Raw genomic sequence first — 16,691 nt, 5'->3', positions numbered from 1 at the left:
GTACGGGGTCGGAGTCCCCCCAGCGTACTCGCGGGCCGCCCGCGCCGCGGTCCGGGGCACGCGTCCCCGCCGGGCGGGCGGGAGGAGGAGCGTCAGCTCCGGCGGAGGCGCCAGGCGCCGACCGCGGCGGCGGCCAGCACGAGGACGACGCCCAGCCAGGCCGACCAGCCGACGCCCGCGTCGAACGCCGCGCTCGCCGACGCGACGAGGCTCGCGCCGGAGTCGGCGGGCAGCTCGCCCGCGACCGACACGGCGCCGCCGAGAGTCTCGCCGGCTCGCTGCGCCTGCGCGGCGTCGAGACCCTCGGGCAGCACGACTCCCCCGCGGTACACGGCGGTGAGGACGGTGCCGAGCGTCGCGGTGCCGAGGACGGCGCCGAGCTCGTAGGCGGTCTCGGAGACGGCGGAGGCGGCGCCGGCCTTGTCGGCGGGCGCGTTGGCCAGGATCAGCTCGTTCGACACCGTCTCGGCCGCGCCGATGCCGAGGCCGAGGAACGCGAAGGCGACGGCGACGGTGAGCGCGGACGCTCCTCCGGGGGCCCCGCTGCCGAGGGCCAGCAGGATGTAGCCGACGGCCGAGACGAGCAGCCCGGCCGGCACGACGAGGCGCGGAGCGACGCGGCGCGCGATCGGCACCACGCCCAGCCCGGCCAGGATCATCACGGCGAGGCCGGGGACCAGCACGAGACCCGCCTCCAGCGGCGAGAGCCCGACCACGAGCTGCAGGTGCTGCGACAGGAAGAAGAGCCCGCCGACCAGCGCGGTCACGCTGAGCAGGTTGACCACGATCGCCGCGCTGAACGAGCCGCGGCGGAAGAGCGAGAGATCGAGCATCGGCGAGGCCCGGCGCTGCTGTCGGCGGACGAACAGGACTCCCGAGACGACGCCCACGACGAGCGCCGCGACGCCGACCGCGTCGATCCCGTGCTCGGCGAAGGACTTCACCGCGTAGACGACCGGCGCCATGGTCGCCAGGGACAGCAGGATGCTGACCACGTCGACAGGGCCGGGCTGCGGGTCGCGCGACTCCGGCACCAGGATCGGCACCAGGACCACGAGCGGGAGCAGCACGGGCACCGCGAGCAGGAACACCGAGCCCCAGGGGAAGTGCTCGAGCAGCACGCCGCCGACCAGCGGGCCGACGCCCGAGCCGACCGCGAAGCCGGTCGCCCAGATCGCGATCGCCAGGCGGCGCTGGTCGCGGTTCGGGAAGACGCTGCGCAGGAGCGAGAGCGTCGAGGGCATCAGCATCGCGCCGAAGAAGCCCAGGGCCGCGCGGGCGCCGATGAGCGCCGCGGCGGTGGGAGCGAACGCGGCGACGACCGAGACGGCGGCGAAGCCGACCGCGCCGACCAGCAGGAGGCGCCGGCGCCCGATGCGGTCGCCGAGACTGCCCATCGCCACCAGCAGGCCGGCGAGCACCAGCGGGTAGGCGTCGACGATCCACAGCAGCTCCGTGCCGGAGGGGCCGAGATCCTCGGCGATCGAGGGGAGAGCGAAGTTCAGCACCGTGTTGTCGACCGAGACGAGCAGCACCGGGAGCATCAGCACCGCGAGCGCCACCCAGGCGCGTCGTCCGACCCGGTCGGCGGCGCCGACGGAGTCGCGGGTGGAGACGGGAGCGGTGCGCGCGGACACAGGGACGACCTTTCGAGAGAGGAACGGAGCGAGTATACCGTCCGGCCGGTACAGTCACCACTGATCCGCCGTAGGATGGACGACGTGCCTCCCGCCCCCGCCCGCGACCGCGTCCTCGACGCGTTCGAGCAGCTCCTCATCGAGCAGGGCGAGCGCGCCGCGACCCTCGATGCCGTCGCCCGCGAGGCCGGGGTCTCCAAGGGCGGTCTGCTCTACCACTTCCCCTCCAAGGACGCCCTCGTCGACGGGCTCCTGCAGCGCCTCGACGCGCGGAGGGAGGAGGACGTCGCGCAGAGCCTCGCCGCTCCCGAGGGCGTGGTCGCCTACCTGCTGCGCACCTCCTTCGCCGCCGACTCGGCCTTCGACCGCACGATCCTCGCCGTCGCCCGCATCGCGCAGGGGCACGACGAGCGGGCCAGCGGCGGCCTCGCGCGGATCCACGACAGCTGGAACGAGGTGGTCGCCGACGCCGTGGGCGACCCGCTCGTCGCCCGCGCGATCGTGCTGATGAGCGACGGGCTCTACTACAACTCCGCCCTGCTCCCCACGGGCACGCCGTCGCGCGGCGAGGCGGAGGACGTCCTCGCGGTCGTCCAGCGCCTCCTCGGGAGCTGAGCCGCGCCGCCCCGGCGGACCCGCTACAGCTCGACGACCCCGTCGATCAGCGTCACGGTCGCGCCGCCGATCCAGATCTCACCGCCGTCGCTCTCGACCCGCACGCGCCCGGCGCGGCCGATCGCCGCTCCCTGGGCCGCGGTGTAGCGCTCGGGCAGCGCGCCGCTCCCGATCAGCCACTGGGCGATCCCCGCGTTGAGGCTCCCCGTCACCGGGTCCTCGGCGACACCGGCGTCCGGGATGAACGCCCGCACCTCGACCGCGCACTCGCCTCCCGCCGGACGCTCGCCCACGACGCCGACGGGGAGCCCGGCGAGGAGCGCCTGGTCCGGCCGCAGCGCGAGGACCTGCTCCGCCGAGGCGAGCCGCACGGCCAGCCAGCCGGGCCCGTTGTCGACCCACTCGTGATCGAGGATCTCCCCGCGCGGGATCCGCAGAGCCGAGGCCACCCGCTGGAGCGTCGCCTCGTCGACCGGTCCGGACCGCCGGCGGGGCGGAGCGGCGAAGGCGATGCCCTCCTCCGTCACCCGCAGCCGGACGAGGCCCGCGGCGCACTCCTGCACGAGTTCTCCCGCCGCCCGGGCCGTCCCTCCGGCCGCGAGCCAGGCGTGCGCGCTCCCGAGGGTCGGGTGCCCGGCGAAGGGCAGCTCCCCGCCCGGGGTGAAGATCCGCAGCCGGTAGTCGGCCGCGGAGTCGCGGGGGCGGAGGAGGAAGGTCGTCTCGGACAGGTTCGTCCAGCGCGCGAACTCCGCCATCGCGGCGTCGCCCACGCCGTCGCCGTCGACGACGACCGCCACCGGGTTGCCCCGGAACGGCTCGGCGCCGAAGACGTCGACCTGGGCGAACCGCCGCGTGCTCACTGCTCGGTGATGTCGATCTCCTGCATGAGGTCGGCGTCGATCGCGACGCGGACCTTCTCGAGCAGGCCGTCGGGGGCGGGCGAGTCGATGGTGATCACCGAGAGGGCCTTGCCGCCCGCCTCGGTGCGCGCGATCTGCATGCCCGCGATGTTGACGGAGGCGTCGCCGAACTCGCGGCCGTAGACCGCGACGATGCCGGGGCGGTCGACGTAGCTCATCACGACGAGGTGCTTCGCGAGGGGGACCTCGACGTCGTAGCCGTTGATCGCCACGATCTTCTCGACCTGCTTGGTGCCGGTCAGCGTGCCCGAGACCGAGATCTGCGAGCCGTCCGAGAGCGCGCCGCGCAGCGTGATCACATTGCGGTACTCGTCCGAGACCGGCTCCGTGATCAGGCGCACCTCGATGCCGCGCTGCTCGGCGAGCACCGGAGCGTTGACGTAGGACACCGTCTCCGAGACCACGTTGGTGAAGACGCCCTTGAGGGCCGCCAGCTTGAGGACCTTCACGTCGTAGCCGGCGAGCTCGCCGCGCACCTCGACGTCGATGGAGGTGACCGGCGAGTCCGCGAGGCCCGAGAAGACCTGGCCGAGCTTCTCGACCAGCGGGATGCCAGGGCGCACGTACTCGTCGATCACGCCGCCGGCGACGTTCACCGCATCCGGCACGAGCTCGCCCGAGAGCGCGAGGCGCACCGAGCGGGCGACCGAGACGCCGGCCTTCTCCTGCGCCTCGTCGGTCGAGGCCCCGAGGTGCGGAGTGACGACCACGTTCTCGAGGGCCAGCAGCGGAGAGCCGGTCGGCGGCTCCTTCACGAACACGTCGAGGCCGGCGCCGGCGATGGTCTTCGCGACGAGCGCGCGGTGCAGCGCGTCCTCGTCGATGAGGCCGCCGCGGGCCACGTTGACGATGAACGCGGACGGCTTCATCAGCGCCAGCTGCTCGTCCGAGATCATGCCCGTCGTCTCGGGCGTCCGCGGCATGTGGATCGTGATGAAGTCGCTCTGGGCCAGCAGCTCCTCCAGGGAGAGGAGCGTGACGCCGAGCTGCTGCGCGCGGGCGCTGGTCACGTAGGGGTCGTAGGCGACGACGTCCACGCCGAAGGCCTGCAGGCGCGCCGTGATCAGCGCGCCGATGCGGCCGAGGCCGATGATGCCGACGGTCTTCTCGTACAGCTCGACGCCCGTGTACTTCGAGCGCTTCCAGAGGCCCTGCGCGAGCGCGCTGTGCGCGGCGGGGATGTGGCGGGCGAGGCTCAGGATGTGGCCGACGGTGAGCTCGGCGGCCGAGATGATGTTCGAGGTCGGCGCGTTCACGACCATGACGCCCGCGGCGGTCGCCGCGGTGATGTCGACGTTGTCCAGGCCCACTCCGGCGCGGGCGATCACCTGGAGCGAGGGAGCCGCGGCGATCGCCTCCGCGTCGACCTGCGTCGCGGAGCGCACGAGGATCGCGTGCGCCGTGGCGAGGGCCTCGAGCAGCGCCGGGCGGTCGGTGCCGTCCACGGAGCGGATCTCGAAGTCGGGACCGAGCGCGTCCACGGTGGCGGGCGAGAGTTCTTCGGCGATCAGGACGACCGGCTTTGTCACGAGAGGCGCTTCCTTCGGAGAGGGGACGGAGCGGGCACCGAGGCGGGGGCGTCGGCAGCCCCCCGTCACTGTAGCGGAGGGGTGCGCGCGCCCCGCGCCGTGTGACGGCGCCGGTCAGCTCAGCGACACCAGGCTCTCGACGCCGAGGATCAGCTGCACGTCGAGCGAGAGCGCCGCCGAGAGGCAGAGCGCCGCCGCGAGCAGTCCGACGCGCGCCGGGAGCCCCCGGCGGCGCCCGAGCAGGACGGCGGCGACGAAGCACGCGGCCGGCAGCACCAGGCCGAGCAGGAGCACCGCCCAGCCCGTCGGGTTCAGATCGGTGCCGAGGGAGGCCGCGTAGCTGCGCAGGCCGATCAGGTTGCCGACCGCCTCCCACACGTCCCAGGCGAAGAAGAGCGCGAACAGCACGGCGACGAGGACGGAGGCGGCCAGGCGCCGGCCGGGCCGGTCGCGTCGGCCGGTCCCGCCGAGGGTGGCCCGGGTCGAGTCGGTCATCACGCCCCCTTCAGGAACGGCAGCGGAGCGAGGAGGACGAGGCCGGCGACCAGCCAGAGCACGCGGGTGCGCACGCGGGAGTCGCGGGTGGCGAGCAGCACCACGGCGAACCACACCGGCGGCGCCAGGACAGCCAGCCAGAGGCCGAGCGAGTAGAGGGCTCCGCCGAGCGGGTCGCCCGCGAAGCCCGCGGCGGCGACCGGCGACTGCCGCGTCGCCGTGATCGCCCAGGCGATCGCGTACAGGAGGTAGAGACCGGCGGCGATGCCCGCGGCGATCAGCAGTGCGGAGGAGGACGCGGCCTCGTCGGCGGAGTCCTCGTCGTCGGAGCCGTCGTCGTCGGAGTCGTCGTCCGCCGGATCGGCCCCGACGACCGCGCGGGGCGTCCGGCGCACGCGCGCCGTCCCCGCGGCGAGCGTCGGGTCCGCGCCCTCGCCCGCCCACTCCAGGGCCTCGTCGTCGGCGTCGTCCTCCGGGCCCGTGTCCGGCCCGCGGTCCACCGGCGGGGTCGCCGCGTCGTCGTCCTCCGGGGAGCGGCCCGGTCCACCATCGATCACCGCAACACCCTAGCCGCGCACACCTCGCAGGAGGCTCGGAGCCCGCCGCCGCCTGCCCGACACCCGGCGGCCACCCCGCGTCCTCTCCCGGGGGCGAGGCTGAGCGGATGGACGACCGCCGCCGCCGCTTCGTCGCCCTCGGCGACTCCTTCACGGAGGGGGTCGGCGACCCGCACCCGCGCCTGCCGAACGGCGTGCGCGGCTGGGCCGACCGCGTCGCCGAGCGCCTGGCGAAGGCAGAGCCGGGCTGGGAGTACGCGAACCTCGCCATCCGCTCGAAGCGCCTCGCCCAGATCACCGAGGACCAGCTCGCGCCCGCCCTCGCGCTCCGCCCCACCCTGGTCACGCTGTACGCCGGCGGCAACGACATCCTCGACCTGGGCACCGACACGGTCGATCTGACCACCCGCTACGAGGCGCTCGTCGACGCGCTCGCGACCACCGGCGCGTCCCTCGTGCTCTTCACCGGGGTCGACATCCCCGGACTGCCCGCCCCGCGGATGTTCGTGCGACGCAACCACCTCTACAACAGCGCGGTCCGCCGGATCGCCCGCGAGCGGGGCGCGATCCTCGTCGACTACTGGGCGATGACGGAGTTCTACTCCCCCGTGCTCTGGTCGCCCGACCGGATGCACCTCTCCAAGCGCGGCCACCGCGTCCTCGCCGCTCGCGTGCTCGACGCGCTCGGCGTGCCGCACACGATCTCGACCGGGCCGTGGGAGGCCCCCGAGCCGCTCCGCCTCCGTGCGCGGCTGCGCGAGCAGCGACGCTGGGCCGCCGACTGGGTCCTCCCCCTCGTCGGCCGAAAGCTCCGCCGGGTCACGCTCGGCGACCACCTCTCGCCCCGGTGGCCGGACCCCGTCCTCGTCCCGCCGAAGGGCGGTCTCCGCCGTCTCGTCCGCGAGTCCGAGCGGTAGCCGGGCCCTCCGGACGCGGAGGAGCCCCGGCCCGGCGAGGGGATCCCGGTGGACGGGTCCTTCGTCGGACCGGGGCTCTCCCGGTCGTCGCGGAGCGACTAGCGCGCGACGCTGCCGTCGGTGTAGTCCTCGTCGGTCTGCTTCCAGGCGAAGAGCTTGCGCAGCTCGCGGCCGGTCTCCTCGATCGGGTGCTTCTCGCCCTTGGCGCGCAGCTCCTGGAACTCGGGTCCGCCCGCGTCCTGGTCGCCGATGAAGCGCGTCGCGAAGGCACCGCTCTGGATGTCGCCGAGGACGGCCTTCATGTTCTCCTTGACGCGCGGGTCGATGACGCGCGGGCCGGAGACGTAGTCGCCGTACTCGGCGGTGTCGGAGACGCTCCAGCGCTGCTTGGCGATGCCGCCCTCCCACATGAGGTCGACGATGAGCTTGAGCTCGTGCAGCACCTCGAAGTAGGCGATCTCGGGCTGATAGCCGGCCTCGACGAGGGTCTCGAAGCCGTACTGGACGAGCTGCGAGGTGCCGCCGCAGAGCACGGCCTGCTCACCGAACAGGTCGGTCTCGGTCTCCTCGGTGAAGGTGGTCTTGATGACGCCGGCGCGGGTGCCGCCGATGGCCTTCGCATAGGACTTCGCGGTCTCCCAGGCGGTGCCGGAGGCGTCGTTCTCGACGGCGATGATGTCCGGGATGCCGCGGCCGGCGACGAACTCGCGGCGCACGGTGTGGCCCGGGGCCTTCGGCGCGATCAGGATGACGTCGACGCCGGCGGGCGCCTCGATGTAGCCGAAGCGGATGTTGAAGCCGTGCGCGAACGCGAGGGTCTTGCCCTCGGTCAGCTTGTCCGCGATCTGCTCGCTGTAGATGGCGCGCTGGTGCTGGTCCGGCGCGAGGATCATGATCAGGTCGGCCCAGTCGGCGGCGTCGGCGACGCTCTTGACCTCGAAGCCGTCGTCCTCGGCCTTGGCGGTCGACTTCGACCCCTCCTTCAGCGCGATGACGACCTGGACGCCGGAGTCGCGGAGGTTCTGCGCGTGCGCGTGGCCCTGCGAGCCGTAGCCGACGATCGCGACCTTCTTGGACTGGATGATGGAGAGGTCGGCGTCGGCGTCGTAGATGAGCTCGGTCACGTGGTGAGTCCTTTTCTGTAGTGGAGAGTTCGCGGTCAGTTCTTGAAGACGCGCTCGGTGATCGACTTGGAGCCGCGCCCGATGGCGAGCAGGCCCGACTGCGCGATCTCCTTGATGCCGTAGGGCTCGATCACCCGCAGGAACGCGTTGGTCTTGCCGGTGTCGCCGGTGACCTCGATCACCAGGGCGTCCGTCGCGACGTCGACCACGCGGGCGCGGAAGAGCGTGACGGCCTCGAGCACCTGCGAGCGCGTGACGTTGTCGACGCGGACCTTGACGAGCAGGTGCTCGCGCTGGACCGACTGGTCGGTGTCGAGCTCGACGATCTTGATCACGTTGACGAGCTTGTTGAGCTGCTTCGTGACCTGCTCGAGCGGCAGGTCCTCGACGTCCACGGCGACCGTGATGCGCGAGAGCCCGGCCAGCTCGGTCGGACCGACCGCCAGCGACTCGATGTTGAAGCCGCGGCGGGCGAACAGCCCGGCGACGCGGGTGAGCAGTCCCGGCTTGTCCTCGACGAGCAGGGAGAGAACGTGGTGCGTCATGCGGGTCTACTCCTCGTCGTCCCAGGTCGGGCTGTGGTCTCGGGCGTACTGGACGTAGCTGTTGGAGACGCCCTGCGGGACCATCGGCCAGACCATGGAGTCGCGGCTGACGACGAAGTCGATCACGACGGGCCGGTCGTTGGTGGCGATCGCGAGGCGGATGGCGTCGTCGATCTCCTCCGGCTTCGTGACGCGGATGCCGAGCGCGCCGTACGCGTCGGCGAGCTTCACGAAGTCGGGCACCCGCACGGTGTCGTGACCCGTGTTGAGGTCGGTGTTCGAGTAGCGGCCCTCGTAGAACAGGGTCTGCCACTGGCGTACCATGCCCAGCGAGGAGTTGTTGATCACCGCGACCTTGATCGGGATGTCGTTGATCGTGCAGGTGGCGAGCTCCTGATTGGTCATCTGGAAGCAGCCGTCGCCGTCGATCGCCCACACCGTCCGGTCGGGCTCGCCGACCTTGGCGCCCATGGCCGCGGGCACGGAGTAGCCCATCGTGCCGGCGCCGCCCGAGTTGAGCCAGGAGTTGGGGCGCTCGTACTGGATGAACTGCGCCGCCCACATCTGGTGCTGGCCGACTCCGGAGGCGAAGACGCCCTCGGGGCCGGTGATCTCGCCGATGCGCTTGATGACGTACTGCGGGGAGAGCAGGCCGTCGTTCGGCTCGGTGTAGCCGAGCGGGAACTCCGTCTGCAGCCCCTTGAGGTAGCTCCACCACTCGGAGGTGTCGGCGCGGCCGTCCGCGGAGGCCTTGGCGAACGCGTCGGTGAGGTCCGGGAGGACGTCCTTCAGGTCTCCCACGATCGGCACATCGGCGGTGCGGATCTTGGAGATCTCGGCCGGGTCGATGTCGACGTGCACGACCTTGGCGTGGGGCGCGAAGAGCGCAGCCTTGCCGGTCACGCGGTCGTCGAAGCGCGAGCCCAGCGCGAGGATCAGGTCCGCCTCCTGCAGCGCGAGCACCGCGGGGACGGTGCCGTGCATGCCGGGCATGCCCAGGTGCTGCTCGTGGGAGTCGGGGAACGCGCCGCGCGCCATCAGCGTGGTCACCACGGGGGCGCCGCAGGCCTCGGCGAACGCCTTCAGCTCGGCCGCCGCGCGGGCGCGGATGATGCCGCCGCCCACGTAGAGCACCGGCTTCCTCGACTCGACCAGCAGCTGGGCCGCGGCCTGGATCTGCTTGCCGTGCGCCTTCGTGACCGGGCGGTACCCGGGCAGGTCGATCTTCGGCGGCCAGAGGAACGGCGCCTGGTCCTGCTGCGCGTCCTTCGTGATGTCGACCAGCACGGGGCCGGGGCGGCCGGTGGTGGCGATCAGCGCGGCGGAGGCGAGGGCCGAGGGGATGTCCTCGGGGCGCGTCACGAGGATGGAGTGCTTCGTGATCGGCATGGTGATGCCGACGATGTCCGCCTCCTGGAACGCGTCGGTCCCCATGAGCGTCGAGAACACCTGGCCGGTGATCGCGAGCATCGGGACCGAGTCCATGTAGGCGTCCGCGATCGCGGTGACCAGGTTGGTCGCTCCGGGGCCCGAGGTCGCGATGCAGACGCCGAGCCTGCCGGTGGCCGAGGCGTAGCCCTCGGCGGCGTGGCCGGCGCCCTGCTCGTGGCGGACCAGGATGTGCCGGATCTTCGAGGAGTCCATCAGCGGGTCGTAGACCGGGAGGATCGCGCCTCCGGGCAGGCCGAAGACGTCCTCGATCCCGAGCATCTCGAGCGAGCGGACGACCGCCTGCGCTCCGGTGAGGACCTCGGCCGCGGGGGCGGCCCCGGGAGCGTGGGCGGGTCGGGGTGGCTGGGGCGTCGGTGCGGGCTGCACGGCGGACGGATCCGGAGTCATGCGGGTGTCGATTCCTTCAGGAGGTGGTGCGGCGGCGGGCAGAGCCGGAGGCGAGTGCCCGGGAACGCGAGTGCGCGGCCGGCCGGAGCGGGCCGGGTCACCCGGTGACGGCGCCCTCGGCTGCCGAGCGGACGAGCTTGGCGTACTTGGCGAGGACCCCGCGGGTGTAGCGCGGAGGGAGAGGGGCCCAGCCTTCTCGGCGGGCGGCGAGCTCGGACTCGTCGACGAGTAGGTCGATCGAGCGAGCGGCGATGTCGACCCGAATCGGGTCTCCGTCGCGAACGAATGCGATGGGACCTGCGTCCACCGATTCGGGAGCTATGTGGCCGATGCACAGGCCGGTTGTGCCGCCTGAGAATCGTCCGTCGGTCAACAGTAGTACATCTTTTCCGAGCCCGGCCCCCTTGATCGCGGCGGTGATGGCGAGCATCTCGCGCATGCCGGGGCCGCCCTTCGGGCCCTCGTAGCGGATGACCACCACGTCGCCCTTCTCGATCCGGCCCTCGGTCAGCGCGTCCATCGCGGCGCGCTCGCGCTCGAACACGCGGGCCGGGCCCTCGAAGACGGAGGCGTCGAAGCCGGCGGTCTTGACGACCGCGCCCTCGGGGGCGAGCGAGCCCTTGAGGATGGTGAGCCCGCCGGTCGCGTGGATCGGGTTGTCGAGAGTGCGGATGACCTCGCCGTCCAGCGGCGCGATGTCCATCTCGGCGAGGTTCTCGGCGACCGTCTTCCCGGTGACGGTCAGGCAGTCGCCGTGGAGCAGCCCGGCGTCCAGGAGCGCCTTCATCACAGCCGGGACGCCGCCGTGGCGGTCGACGTCGTTCATGACGTACTTGCCGAAGGGCTTGAGGTCGCCGATGTGCGGGATCGTGTCGCCGATGCGGTTGAAGTCGTCGATCGTGAGGTCGACCTCGGCCTCGTTGGCGATCGCGAGCAGGTGCAGGATGACGTTGGTGGAGCCGCCGAAGGCCATCGCCACCGCGATCGCGTTCTCGAACGCCTCCTTGGTGAGGATGTCGCGGGCCGTGGTGCCGTTGCGCAGCAGCTCGACGACCGCCTCGCCGGACTTGCGGGCGAAGTAGTCGCGGCGGCGGTCGGCCGCGGCGGGCGAGGCGGAGCCGGGCAGGCTCATGCCGAGCGCTTCGGCGACGCTGGCCATGGTGTTGGCGGTGTACATGCCGCCGCACGAGCCCTCGCCCGGGGCGAAGGCGCACTCGATGCGCTTGGCGTCCTCCTCGGACATGATCCCGGCCTTGACGCCGCCGACGGCCTCGAAGGAGTCGATGATCGTGATGTCCTTCTCGGTGCCGTCCGAGAGCTTGACCCAGCCCGGGGCGATCGAGCCGGCGTAGACGAACACGGCGGCGAGGTCGAGACGGGCCGCGGCCATCAGCATGCCGGGCAGCGACTTGTCGCAGCCGGCCAGCATGACGGTGCCGTCGAGGCGCTCGGCCATCATCACGGTCTCGACGGAGTCGGCGATGACCTCGCGGGAGACGAGCGAGAAGTGCATGCCCTCGTGGCCCATCGAGATGCCGTCCGAGACGGAGATGGTGCCGAACTGGAGCGGGTAGCCGCCTCCCGAGTGCACGCCCTCCTTCGCGGAGCGCGCGAGGCGCTCGAGCGAGAGGTTGCAGGGGGTGATCTCGTTCCACGAGGACGCGATGCCGATCTGGGGCTTCTCCCAGTCGTCATCGCCCATCCCGACCGCCCGCAGCATCCCGCGCGACGTCGTGGCCTCGATGCCGTCCGTGACGGTGCGCGAGCGTGGCTTCCAATCGATTTCCGGCATGCGATGAGGCTACCGCCTCGCGCGCGGTGCCCCTGCTCGCCGGGCGGACCTCGACCGGCCCGCGCACTCGGCTCCTCCGGAGCGGCTACTCCGCGCGCAGGTCGGCGAGCAGCCGGAGCGCGTGCGCGACCTGCTCGGGACCGCGGACCCGGTAGGAGGCCGCGGTGGTGCCCTCGCCGCTCTTGATGCCGACGTCGCCGGAGCCGAGGACCGCGAAGGCGTCCTCGTCCGTCACGTCGTCGCCCGCGTAGAGCACGGCGGTCGCGCCGGTGTAGCGGCGGAGGTGCTGCACGGCCTCCCCCTTGGTGGTGGAGCGGACCGAGAACTCCAGGACGTTCTTGCCCTCGCGGACGGTGACCCCCTGCACCTCGGCGCGCGCCTCGGAGAGGGCGACGACGTGGGCGACGCGGCTGTGGCGCTCGGTCGCGAGACGGGTGTGCAGGGCGAAGCCGGCGGGCTTGTCCTCGATCCAGACGTTGTCGATCCCGCGGGCGATGCCCTTCAGGACGTCCTCGAGCACTCCCACCTTCTCGAGCTCGTCATCGTCGAGGCGGACCGCGTCCTCCTCGGGGTCGAGGCGGATCTCGATGCCGTGGGAGCCGACCAGCAGCGCCTCGTCGGGCAGCTGCGAGACCTCCTCGAGGCTCCCGAGCGCCCGGCCGGAGACCAGCGCGACCCGGGTGCCGGGCAGGGCGAGGAGCCGCAGCACGGCCTCGCGCGCCTCGGGGAGCGCCCGCGCACGGGCGGGGTCGTCGACCTCGGGCGCGAGAGTGCCGTCGAAGTCGAGGGCCACCAGGAGCCGGTCGGTCGCGGCGAGCTCCCGCAGCGCCGCGACGAGCCGCTCGGGCACTCCCCCGCTCATCGCGCGCCGCCGTCGAGCTCGCGGTCGTCGGCGGCCTCCCGCTCGAGCTCCGCCGCCTGTCCGTGGGCCGCGTCGTCGCGGTGCTCGGCCTCCTGGCCGTGCGGCGCCTCCTGCCCGCGGGCGGCCGGCCGCACGTCGAGCTGCTGGCCGGCCGCGTGCTCCGCGAGAGCCGAGAGGAACGACTCCGACCAGCGCGCCACGTCGTTCTCCAGCACGCGGCGCCGGAGCGCGCGCATGCGCCGGGTGCGCTCGACGCGCGGCATCTGCGCCGAGGCCTCCATCGCGTCCTTGAGCCCCGAGATGTCGTGCGGGTTCACCTGCACGGCCTGCTTGAGCTCGTCGGCCGCTCCGGCGAACTCGCTCAGCACGAGCACGCCGTCGTTGTCGAAGCGGGAGGCGACGTACTCCTTCGCGACGAGGTTCATCCCGTCGCGCAGCGCCGTGACGAGCATGACGTCGGCGGCGAGGTAGAGCGCCACCATCTCCTCGCGCGGGTAGCCGTGGTGGAGGTAGCTGATCGCCGGGTGCCCGAGCGTGCTGTAGTCGCCGTTGATCCGGCCGACCTGCAGCTCGATGTCGTCGCGCAGCTGCCGGTAGGTGTCCACGCGCTCGCGGCTCGGGCTCGCGACCTGCACGAGCACCGCGTCCTCGGAGGTGAGGCGGCCGTCGGCCAGGAGCTCGCCGAAAGCCTTCAGGCGGTGGCCGATGCCCTTGGTGTAGTCGAGCCTGTCGACGCCGAGCATCACGGTCTCGGGGTTTCCCAGCTCGGCGCGGATCTCAGCGGCGCGGGCCTGGATCTCGGGGGTGCGGGCCATCGCCTCGAACGATGCGGAGTCGATCGAGATCGGGAAGTGCCGGGCGACGACCGGGCGCACGCTCGCCCCGCGCCGCGAGCGGTTGACGCGGCGGGTGCCGCCGACGGCCTCCTCCTCGACCGGGACCTCGACGACCGTGCTGCGGGTGTCGTAGCCGAGCAGGCGCCGGACGGCACGGAGGAAGCTGCCCGCGTCGCCCTGGCGCTGGAAGCCGATCACGTCGGCGCCGAGCAGGCCCTCGACGATCTGCCGGCGCCACGGCAGCTGGGCGAAGATCCCGTAGGGCGGGAACGGGATGTGGTTGAAGAAGCCGATCGTGACGTCGGGCCGCAGCTCGCGCAGCATCTTCGGGACGAGCTGGAGCTGGTAGTCCTGCACCCAGACCACGCCGTCCTCCTCCGTGACGGCCGCGGCCGCCTCGGCGAAGCGCTGGTTGACCCGGACGTAGGCGTCCCACCAGTCGCGGTGGTACGTGGGGGGCGCGATCACGTCGTGGTACAGCGGCCAGAGCGTGTCGTTCGAGAAGCCCTCGTAGTAGTCCTCGAGCTCCTGAGCGCTGAGGGCGACGGGGACGATCTGCACGCCGTTGTCGACGAACGGGGCGACCTCCTCGTCGGCCACGCCGGGCCAGCCGACCCAGGCGCCCTCGTTCGCGCGCATCACGGGCTCGAGCGCGGTGACCAGCCCTCCGGGCGAGGTCTTCCAGGAGGCGGTGCCGTCCTCGGCCACGACGCGGTCCACCGGCAGGCGGTTCGAGACGACCACGAACGCGTTGCGCTCGGTCCCTCCCGAGGTCCCGGCGTCGGTCCTGTCAGCGGCGGAGGAGGAGGAGGCGGAGTGCGGAGGAATGGTGGTCCCTTTTCGTCGGTCGAGCCGTCGTCGTGCCCGTCGAGGCTAGCAGCCGGCCCTGCACGGGGACGGGGGATCAGCCCTGCACGAGGGCGAGCGCGAGCGTCGCTCCGCCCACCGTGGGGACGACCGCGACGAGTCCGAGGAGCGCGTACTGGCGCCACGAGACGTGCACGCCCAGCGCGGTCAGCCGCTGGTGCCAGAGCAGGGTGGCGAGCGAGGCCCACGGGGTGATCAGCGGTCCGGCGTTCACGCCGATCAGCAGAGCGACCAGGCGGAGCGGATCCGCCGCGACCGGCTCGAGGGCGAGGTAGGCGGGCAGGTTGTCGACCAGGTTGGAGGCGACGGCACCGGAGCCGGCGAGGCGCAGCAGGTCGAGCGTCCCGCTCCCCTCGCCCGCGACCACGGCGAGCGCCGCGCCCAGCCCGAGCTGGTGCGCCGCCTCCATCGCCACGAAGAGGCCCGCCGCGAAGACGACGAGCTGCCACGGCAGGAGGGAGGGCGTGAGCGCCGCGGGCCGGCGCACGGCGAAGAGGACGACCAGCGCGGCCGCGGCGACCGTCGCCGGGATCCACACCTCGAGTCCCGAGACGAGCGCCGGCAGGAGCAGCGCTACGACGATCCCCGCGCCGACGAGCAGCACCCGGTCCTCCACCGGCGTCCGCTCCCCCGGGGTGTAGCGCTCGGCCAGCTCGCGCCGGTAGCGGATCGCGAGGATCAGCACGGGCACCACGGCCGCGACGAGCGCGGGCACCGCGGTCAGCGCGGCGAAGGCGAAGGGGCCCTCGACCCCCAGCCGCCGCTGGGCGAGCAGGTTGGTGAGGTTCGAGACGGGGAGGAGGAGGGAGGCGCAGTTCGCCAGCCAGACCGTGGCCATCGCGAAGGGCAGGGGGGAGACGCGCACGTGCGCCGCGAGCAGGACCACCACCGGGGTCAGGAGGACGGCGGTCGTGTCGAGCGAGAGGAACACCGTGCTGACGACGGCCATCACCACCACCAGCAGCCAGAGCACCGCGGTCCGCCCGCGGCCCCATTCGGCGGAGCGCTCGGCGACCACCGTGAAGACGCCGGCCTCGGACGCCAGCTCGGCGACCACGGTCACCGCGACCACGAAGCCGAGGATCGGCGCCGTCCGCTCGACCAGCTCGCCCAGCGCGTCCATCGGGAGGACCCCCGTGACGACGGCCACCGCCCCGACGACGAGCAGCACCGCCCCGATCACAGCCGTGCGCATGTCGTTCCCGTTCTCCTCGGCGTGCCCCGGCACGAGGATTCGGATCCCGGCGGCGGTCCACCGTAGCGGGACAACCCCTCCGTGCTGTCAAGCGTTCCTCTGAGAGCTTTCGCACCCGCTAGCGTCGGGGTGAACACGGGAGGCACACGCATGCGCAAGTTCATCCTCAACTCCAGCGTCATCAGCGCGATGGTCGGCGGCTGGTCGATCCTGCAGACCACGCGCAAGGGCCCGCGCGACTGGCGCCTGGCCCTGCAGTGGGTCAGCTGGGCCATCGCGGTCGCCGTCGCCCTCGGCTCCGTCTCCTACGACTCGAAGGAGCTCGCCAAGGAGGAGCGCGGCAAGAAGCGCGACCGCTGAGCCCTCCTGACGCGCCGCCTCCCCGCGGGGCGGCGTGTCAGCCCCTCTCCCGAGGCGTTGGCGGCGACACTGTTCCCAGTCGCTGCCAGCACGGGAAACGGGGTTCGTCATGAGGTTTCGTCTGAGGCGTCGCAAGCCGGCCCCCGAGATCGTCGAGGCGGCCCCCGTCCTCTCGCAGGACGAGCTCTTCGCCGTCGTCCACGAGCGCCTCGCGGCCTTCGTCGGATCCGAGGGGGCCTGGGTCGTCACACGCCGCAGCCACGACGACCGCGACCCGATCTTCCACGGGATGCTCGCGCGCTCGCTCGCTCACGAGCTCTCCTCCGCCATTCAGGAGGAGCAGCTCCGCGCCGGAGCCGAGCGGACGTCGTCCCCGGTCACCGAGGCGATCCCCGCGATGCGCGCCTCCACTCCCCCGGTGGAGCCGGCCGCCCTCACCTGGGAGCCGCAGCCGATCGCCGTGTGGGCGGAGCCGGCCACCGCCGACGTCGCCGTCGACACCCCCGTCGCGACCCGCTCCTGACCCGAGCGGTCCGGCCGGGGGCCTCGCCCTCCGGCCGATCTGACGAGCCCCGTCGCCGCTCCCGCCGACCGGACGAGC

The 16,691-nt window shown here is 72.7% G+C and carries 16 protein-coding genes; 4 read left to right on the top strand and 12 right to left on the bottom strand.

Translation table 11 applies throughout. The features are described 5' to 3' along the window. Window positions 1–92: 92 nt before the first annotated feature. A complete protein-coding gene (locus GSU45_RS05885) occupies window positions 93–1,637 on the bottom strand; it encodes an MFS transporter (RefSeq protein ID WP_244248236.1) in 1,545 nt (514 codons plus the stop codon). Between the two features lie 75 nt (window positions 1,638–1,712). Between GSU45_RS05885 and GSU45_RS05880 the strand changes: the two genes are divergently transcribed. Then, window positions 1,713–2,252: a TetR/AcrR family transcriptional regulator gene (locus tag GSU45_RS05880; RefSeq protein WP_159913486.1), complete on the top strand. Its 540-nt coding sequence runs from the start codon at window positions 1,713–1,715 to the stop codon at window positions 2,250–2,252. Between the two features lie 23 nt (window positions 2,253–2,275). Here GSU45_RS05880 and GSU45_RS05875 read toward each other — a convergent pair whose 3' ends face one another. The 4 genes from GSU45_RS05875 to GSU45_RS05860 all read right to left on the bottom strand — a co-directional run bounded on the left by GSU45_RS05875 (window position 2,276) and on the right by GSU45_RS05860 (window position 5,753). Continuing rightward, a complete protein-coding gene (locus GSU45_RS05875) occupies window positions 2,276–3,112 on the bottom strand; it encodes a PhzF family phenazine biosynthesis protein (protein ID WP_159913484.1) in 837 nt (278 codons plus the stop codon). Further along, a complete protein-coding gene (gene serA, locus GSU45_RS05870; protein ID WP_159913482.1) occupies window positions 3,109–4,701 on the bottom strand; it encodes a phosphoglycerate dehydrogenase in 1,593 nt (530 codons plus the stop codon). Before serA ends, GSU45_RS05875 begins: the two co-directional genes overlap by 4 nt. Before the next feature lie 114 nt (window positions 4,702–4,815). Further along, window positions 4,816–5,196: a hypothetical protein gene (locus GSU45_RS05865; protein WP_159913480.1), complete on the bottom strand. Its 381-nt coding sequence runs from the start codon at window positions 5,194–5,196 to the stop codon at window positions 4,816–4,818. Beyond that, window positions 5,196–5,753: a hypothetical protein gene (locus GSU45_RS05860; protein ID WP_159913478.1), complete on the bottom strand. Its 558-nt coding sequence runs from the start codon at window positions 5,751–5,753 to the stop codon at window positions 5,196–5,198. Before GSU45_RS05860 ends, GSU45_RS05865 begins: the two co-directional genes overlap by 1 nt. A gap of 107 nt (window positions 5,754–5,860) precedes the next feature. Here GSU45_RS05860 and GSU45_RS05855 point away from each other — a divergent pair, with 107 nt between their 5' ends. After that, a complete protein-coding gene (locus GSU45_RS05855) occupies window positions 5,861–6,670 on the top strand; it encodes an SGNH/GDSL hydrolase family protein (protein WP_159913476.1) in 810 nt (269 codons plus the stop codon). Window positions 6,671–6,768: 98 nt separating this feature from the next. On the opposite strand, the gene ilvC is transcribed toward GSU45_RS05855, so the two are convergent. The 7 genes from ilvC to GSU45_RS05820 all read right to left on the bottom strand — a co-directional run bounded on the left by ilvC (window position 6,769) and on the right by GSU45_RS05820 (window position 15,730). Next, on the bottom strand, window positions 6,769–7,794 hold the full coding sequence (ilvC, locus tag GSU45_RS05850) for a ketol-acid reductoisomerase (RefSeq protein WP_159913474.1): 1,026 nt from the start codon (window positions 7,792–7,794) through the stop codon (window positions 6,769–6,771). Window positions 7,795–7,829: 35 nt separating this feature from the next. After that, window positions 7,830–8,339 carry an acetolactate synthase small subunit gene (ilvN, locus tag GSU45_RS05845; RefSeq protein WP_104223540.1) on the bottom strand — a complete coding sequence of 170 codons (510 nt, stop codon included), beginning with the start codon at window positions 8,337–8,339 and terminating at the stop codon, window positions 7,830–7,832. Window positions 8,340–8,345: 6 nt separating this feature from the next. Further along, window positions 8,346–10,178, bottom strand: a complete 1,833-nt coding sequence (locus GSU45_RS05840; RefSeq protein ID WP_159913472.1) for an acetolactate synthase large subunit — start codon at window positions 10,176–10,178, stop codon at window positions 8,346–8,348. Between the two features lie 97 nt (window positions 10,179–10,275). Next, window positions 10,276–11,970: a dihydroxy-acid dehydratase gene (ilvD, locus tag GSU45_RS05835; RefSeq protein WP_159913470.1), complete on the bottom strand. Its 1,695-nt coding sequence runs from the start codon at window positions 11,968–11,970 to the stop codon at window positions 10,276–10,278. A gap of 85 nt (window positions 11,971–12,055) precedes the next feature. Then, on the bottom strand, window positions 12,056–12,832 hold the full coding sequence (gene otsB / locus GSU45_RS05830; RefSeq protein ID WP_159913468.1) for a trehalose-phosphatase: 777 nt from the start codon (window positions 12,830–12,832) through the stop codon (window positions 12,056–12,058). Beyond that, complete coding sequence (locus GSU45_RS05825; protein WP_159913466.1) at window positions 12,829–14,412, bottom strand: trehalose-6-phosphate synthase; 1,584 nt, start codon at window positions 14,410–14,412, stop codon at window positions 12,829–12,831. The genes otsB and GSU45_RS05825 overlap by 4 nt, the downstream gene beginning before the upstream one ends. Window positions 14,413–14,572: 160 nt before the next feature. After that, the gene (locus tag GSU45_RS05820) at window positions 14,573–15,730 is read right to left on the bottom strand and encodes an SLC13 family permease (protein WP_159913464.1); all 1,158 of its coding nucleotides are present in this window, start codon (window positions 15,728–15,730) and stop codon (window positions 14,573–14,575) included. A gap of 150 nt (window positions 15,731–15,880) precedes the next feature. On the opposite strand from GSU45_RS05820, the gene GSU45_RS05815 reads away from it, so the two are divergent. Then, entirely contained in the window at window positions 15,881–16,090 is a 210-nt protein-coding gene (locus tag GSU45_RS05815) for a hypothetical protein (protein ID WP_159913462.1), read from the top strand. Window positions 16,091–16,199: 109 nt separating this feature from the next. Next, the gene (locus GSU45_RS05810) at window positions 16,200–16,613 is read left to right on the top strand and encodes a hypothetical protein (protein ID WP_159913460.1); all 414 of its coding nucleotides are present in this window, start codon (window positions 16,200–16,202) and stop codon (window positions 16,611–16,613) included. Window positions 16,614–16,691: the final 78 nt, after the last annotated feature.

The sequence above is a fragment of the Rathayibacter sp. VKM Ac-2801 genome (assembly GCF_009834245.1).
GTDB lineage: Bacteria > Actinomycetota > Actinomycetes > Actinomycetales > Microbacteriaceae > Rathayibacter.
This window is presented reverse-complemented; position numbering and strand designations above follow the sequence as displayed.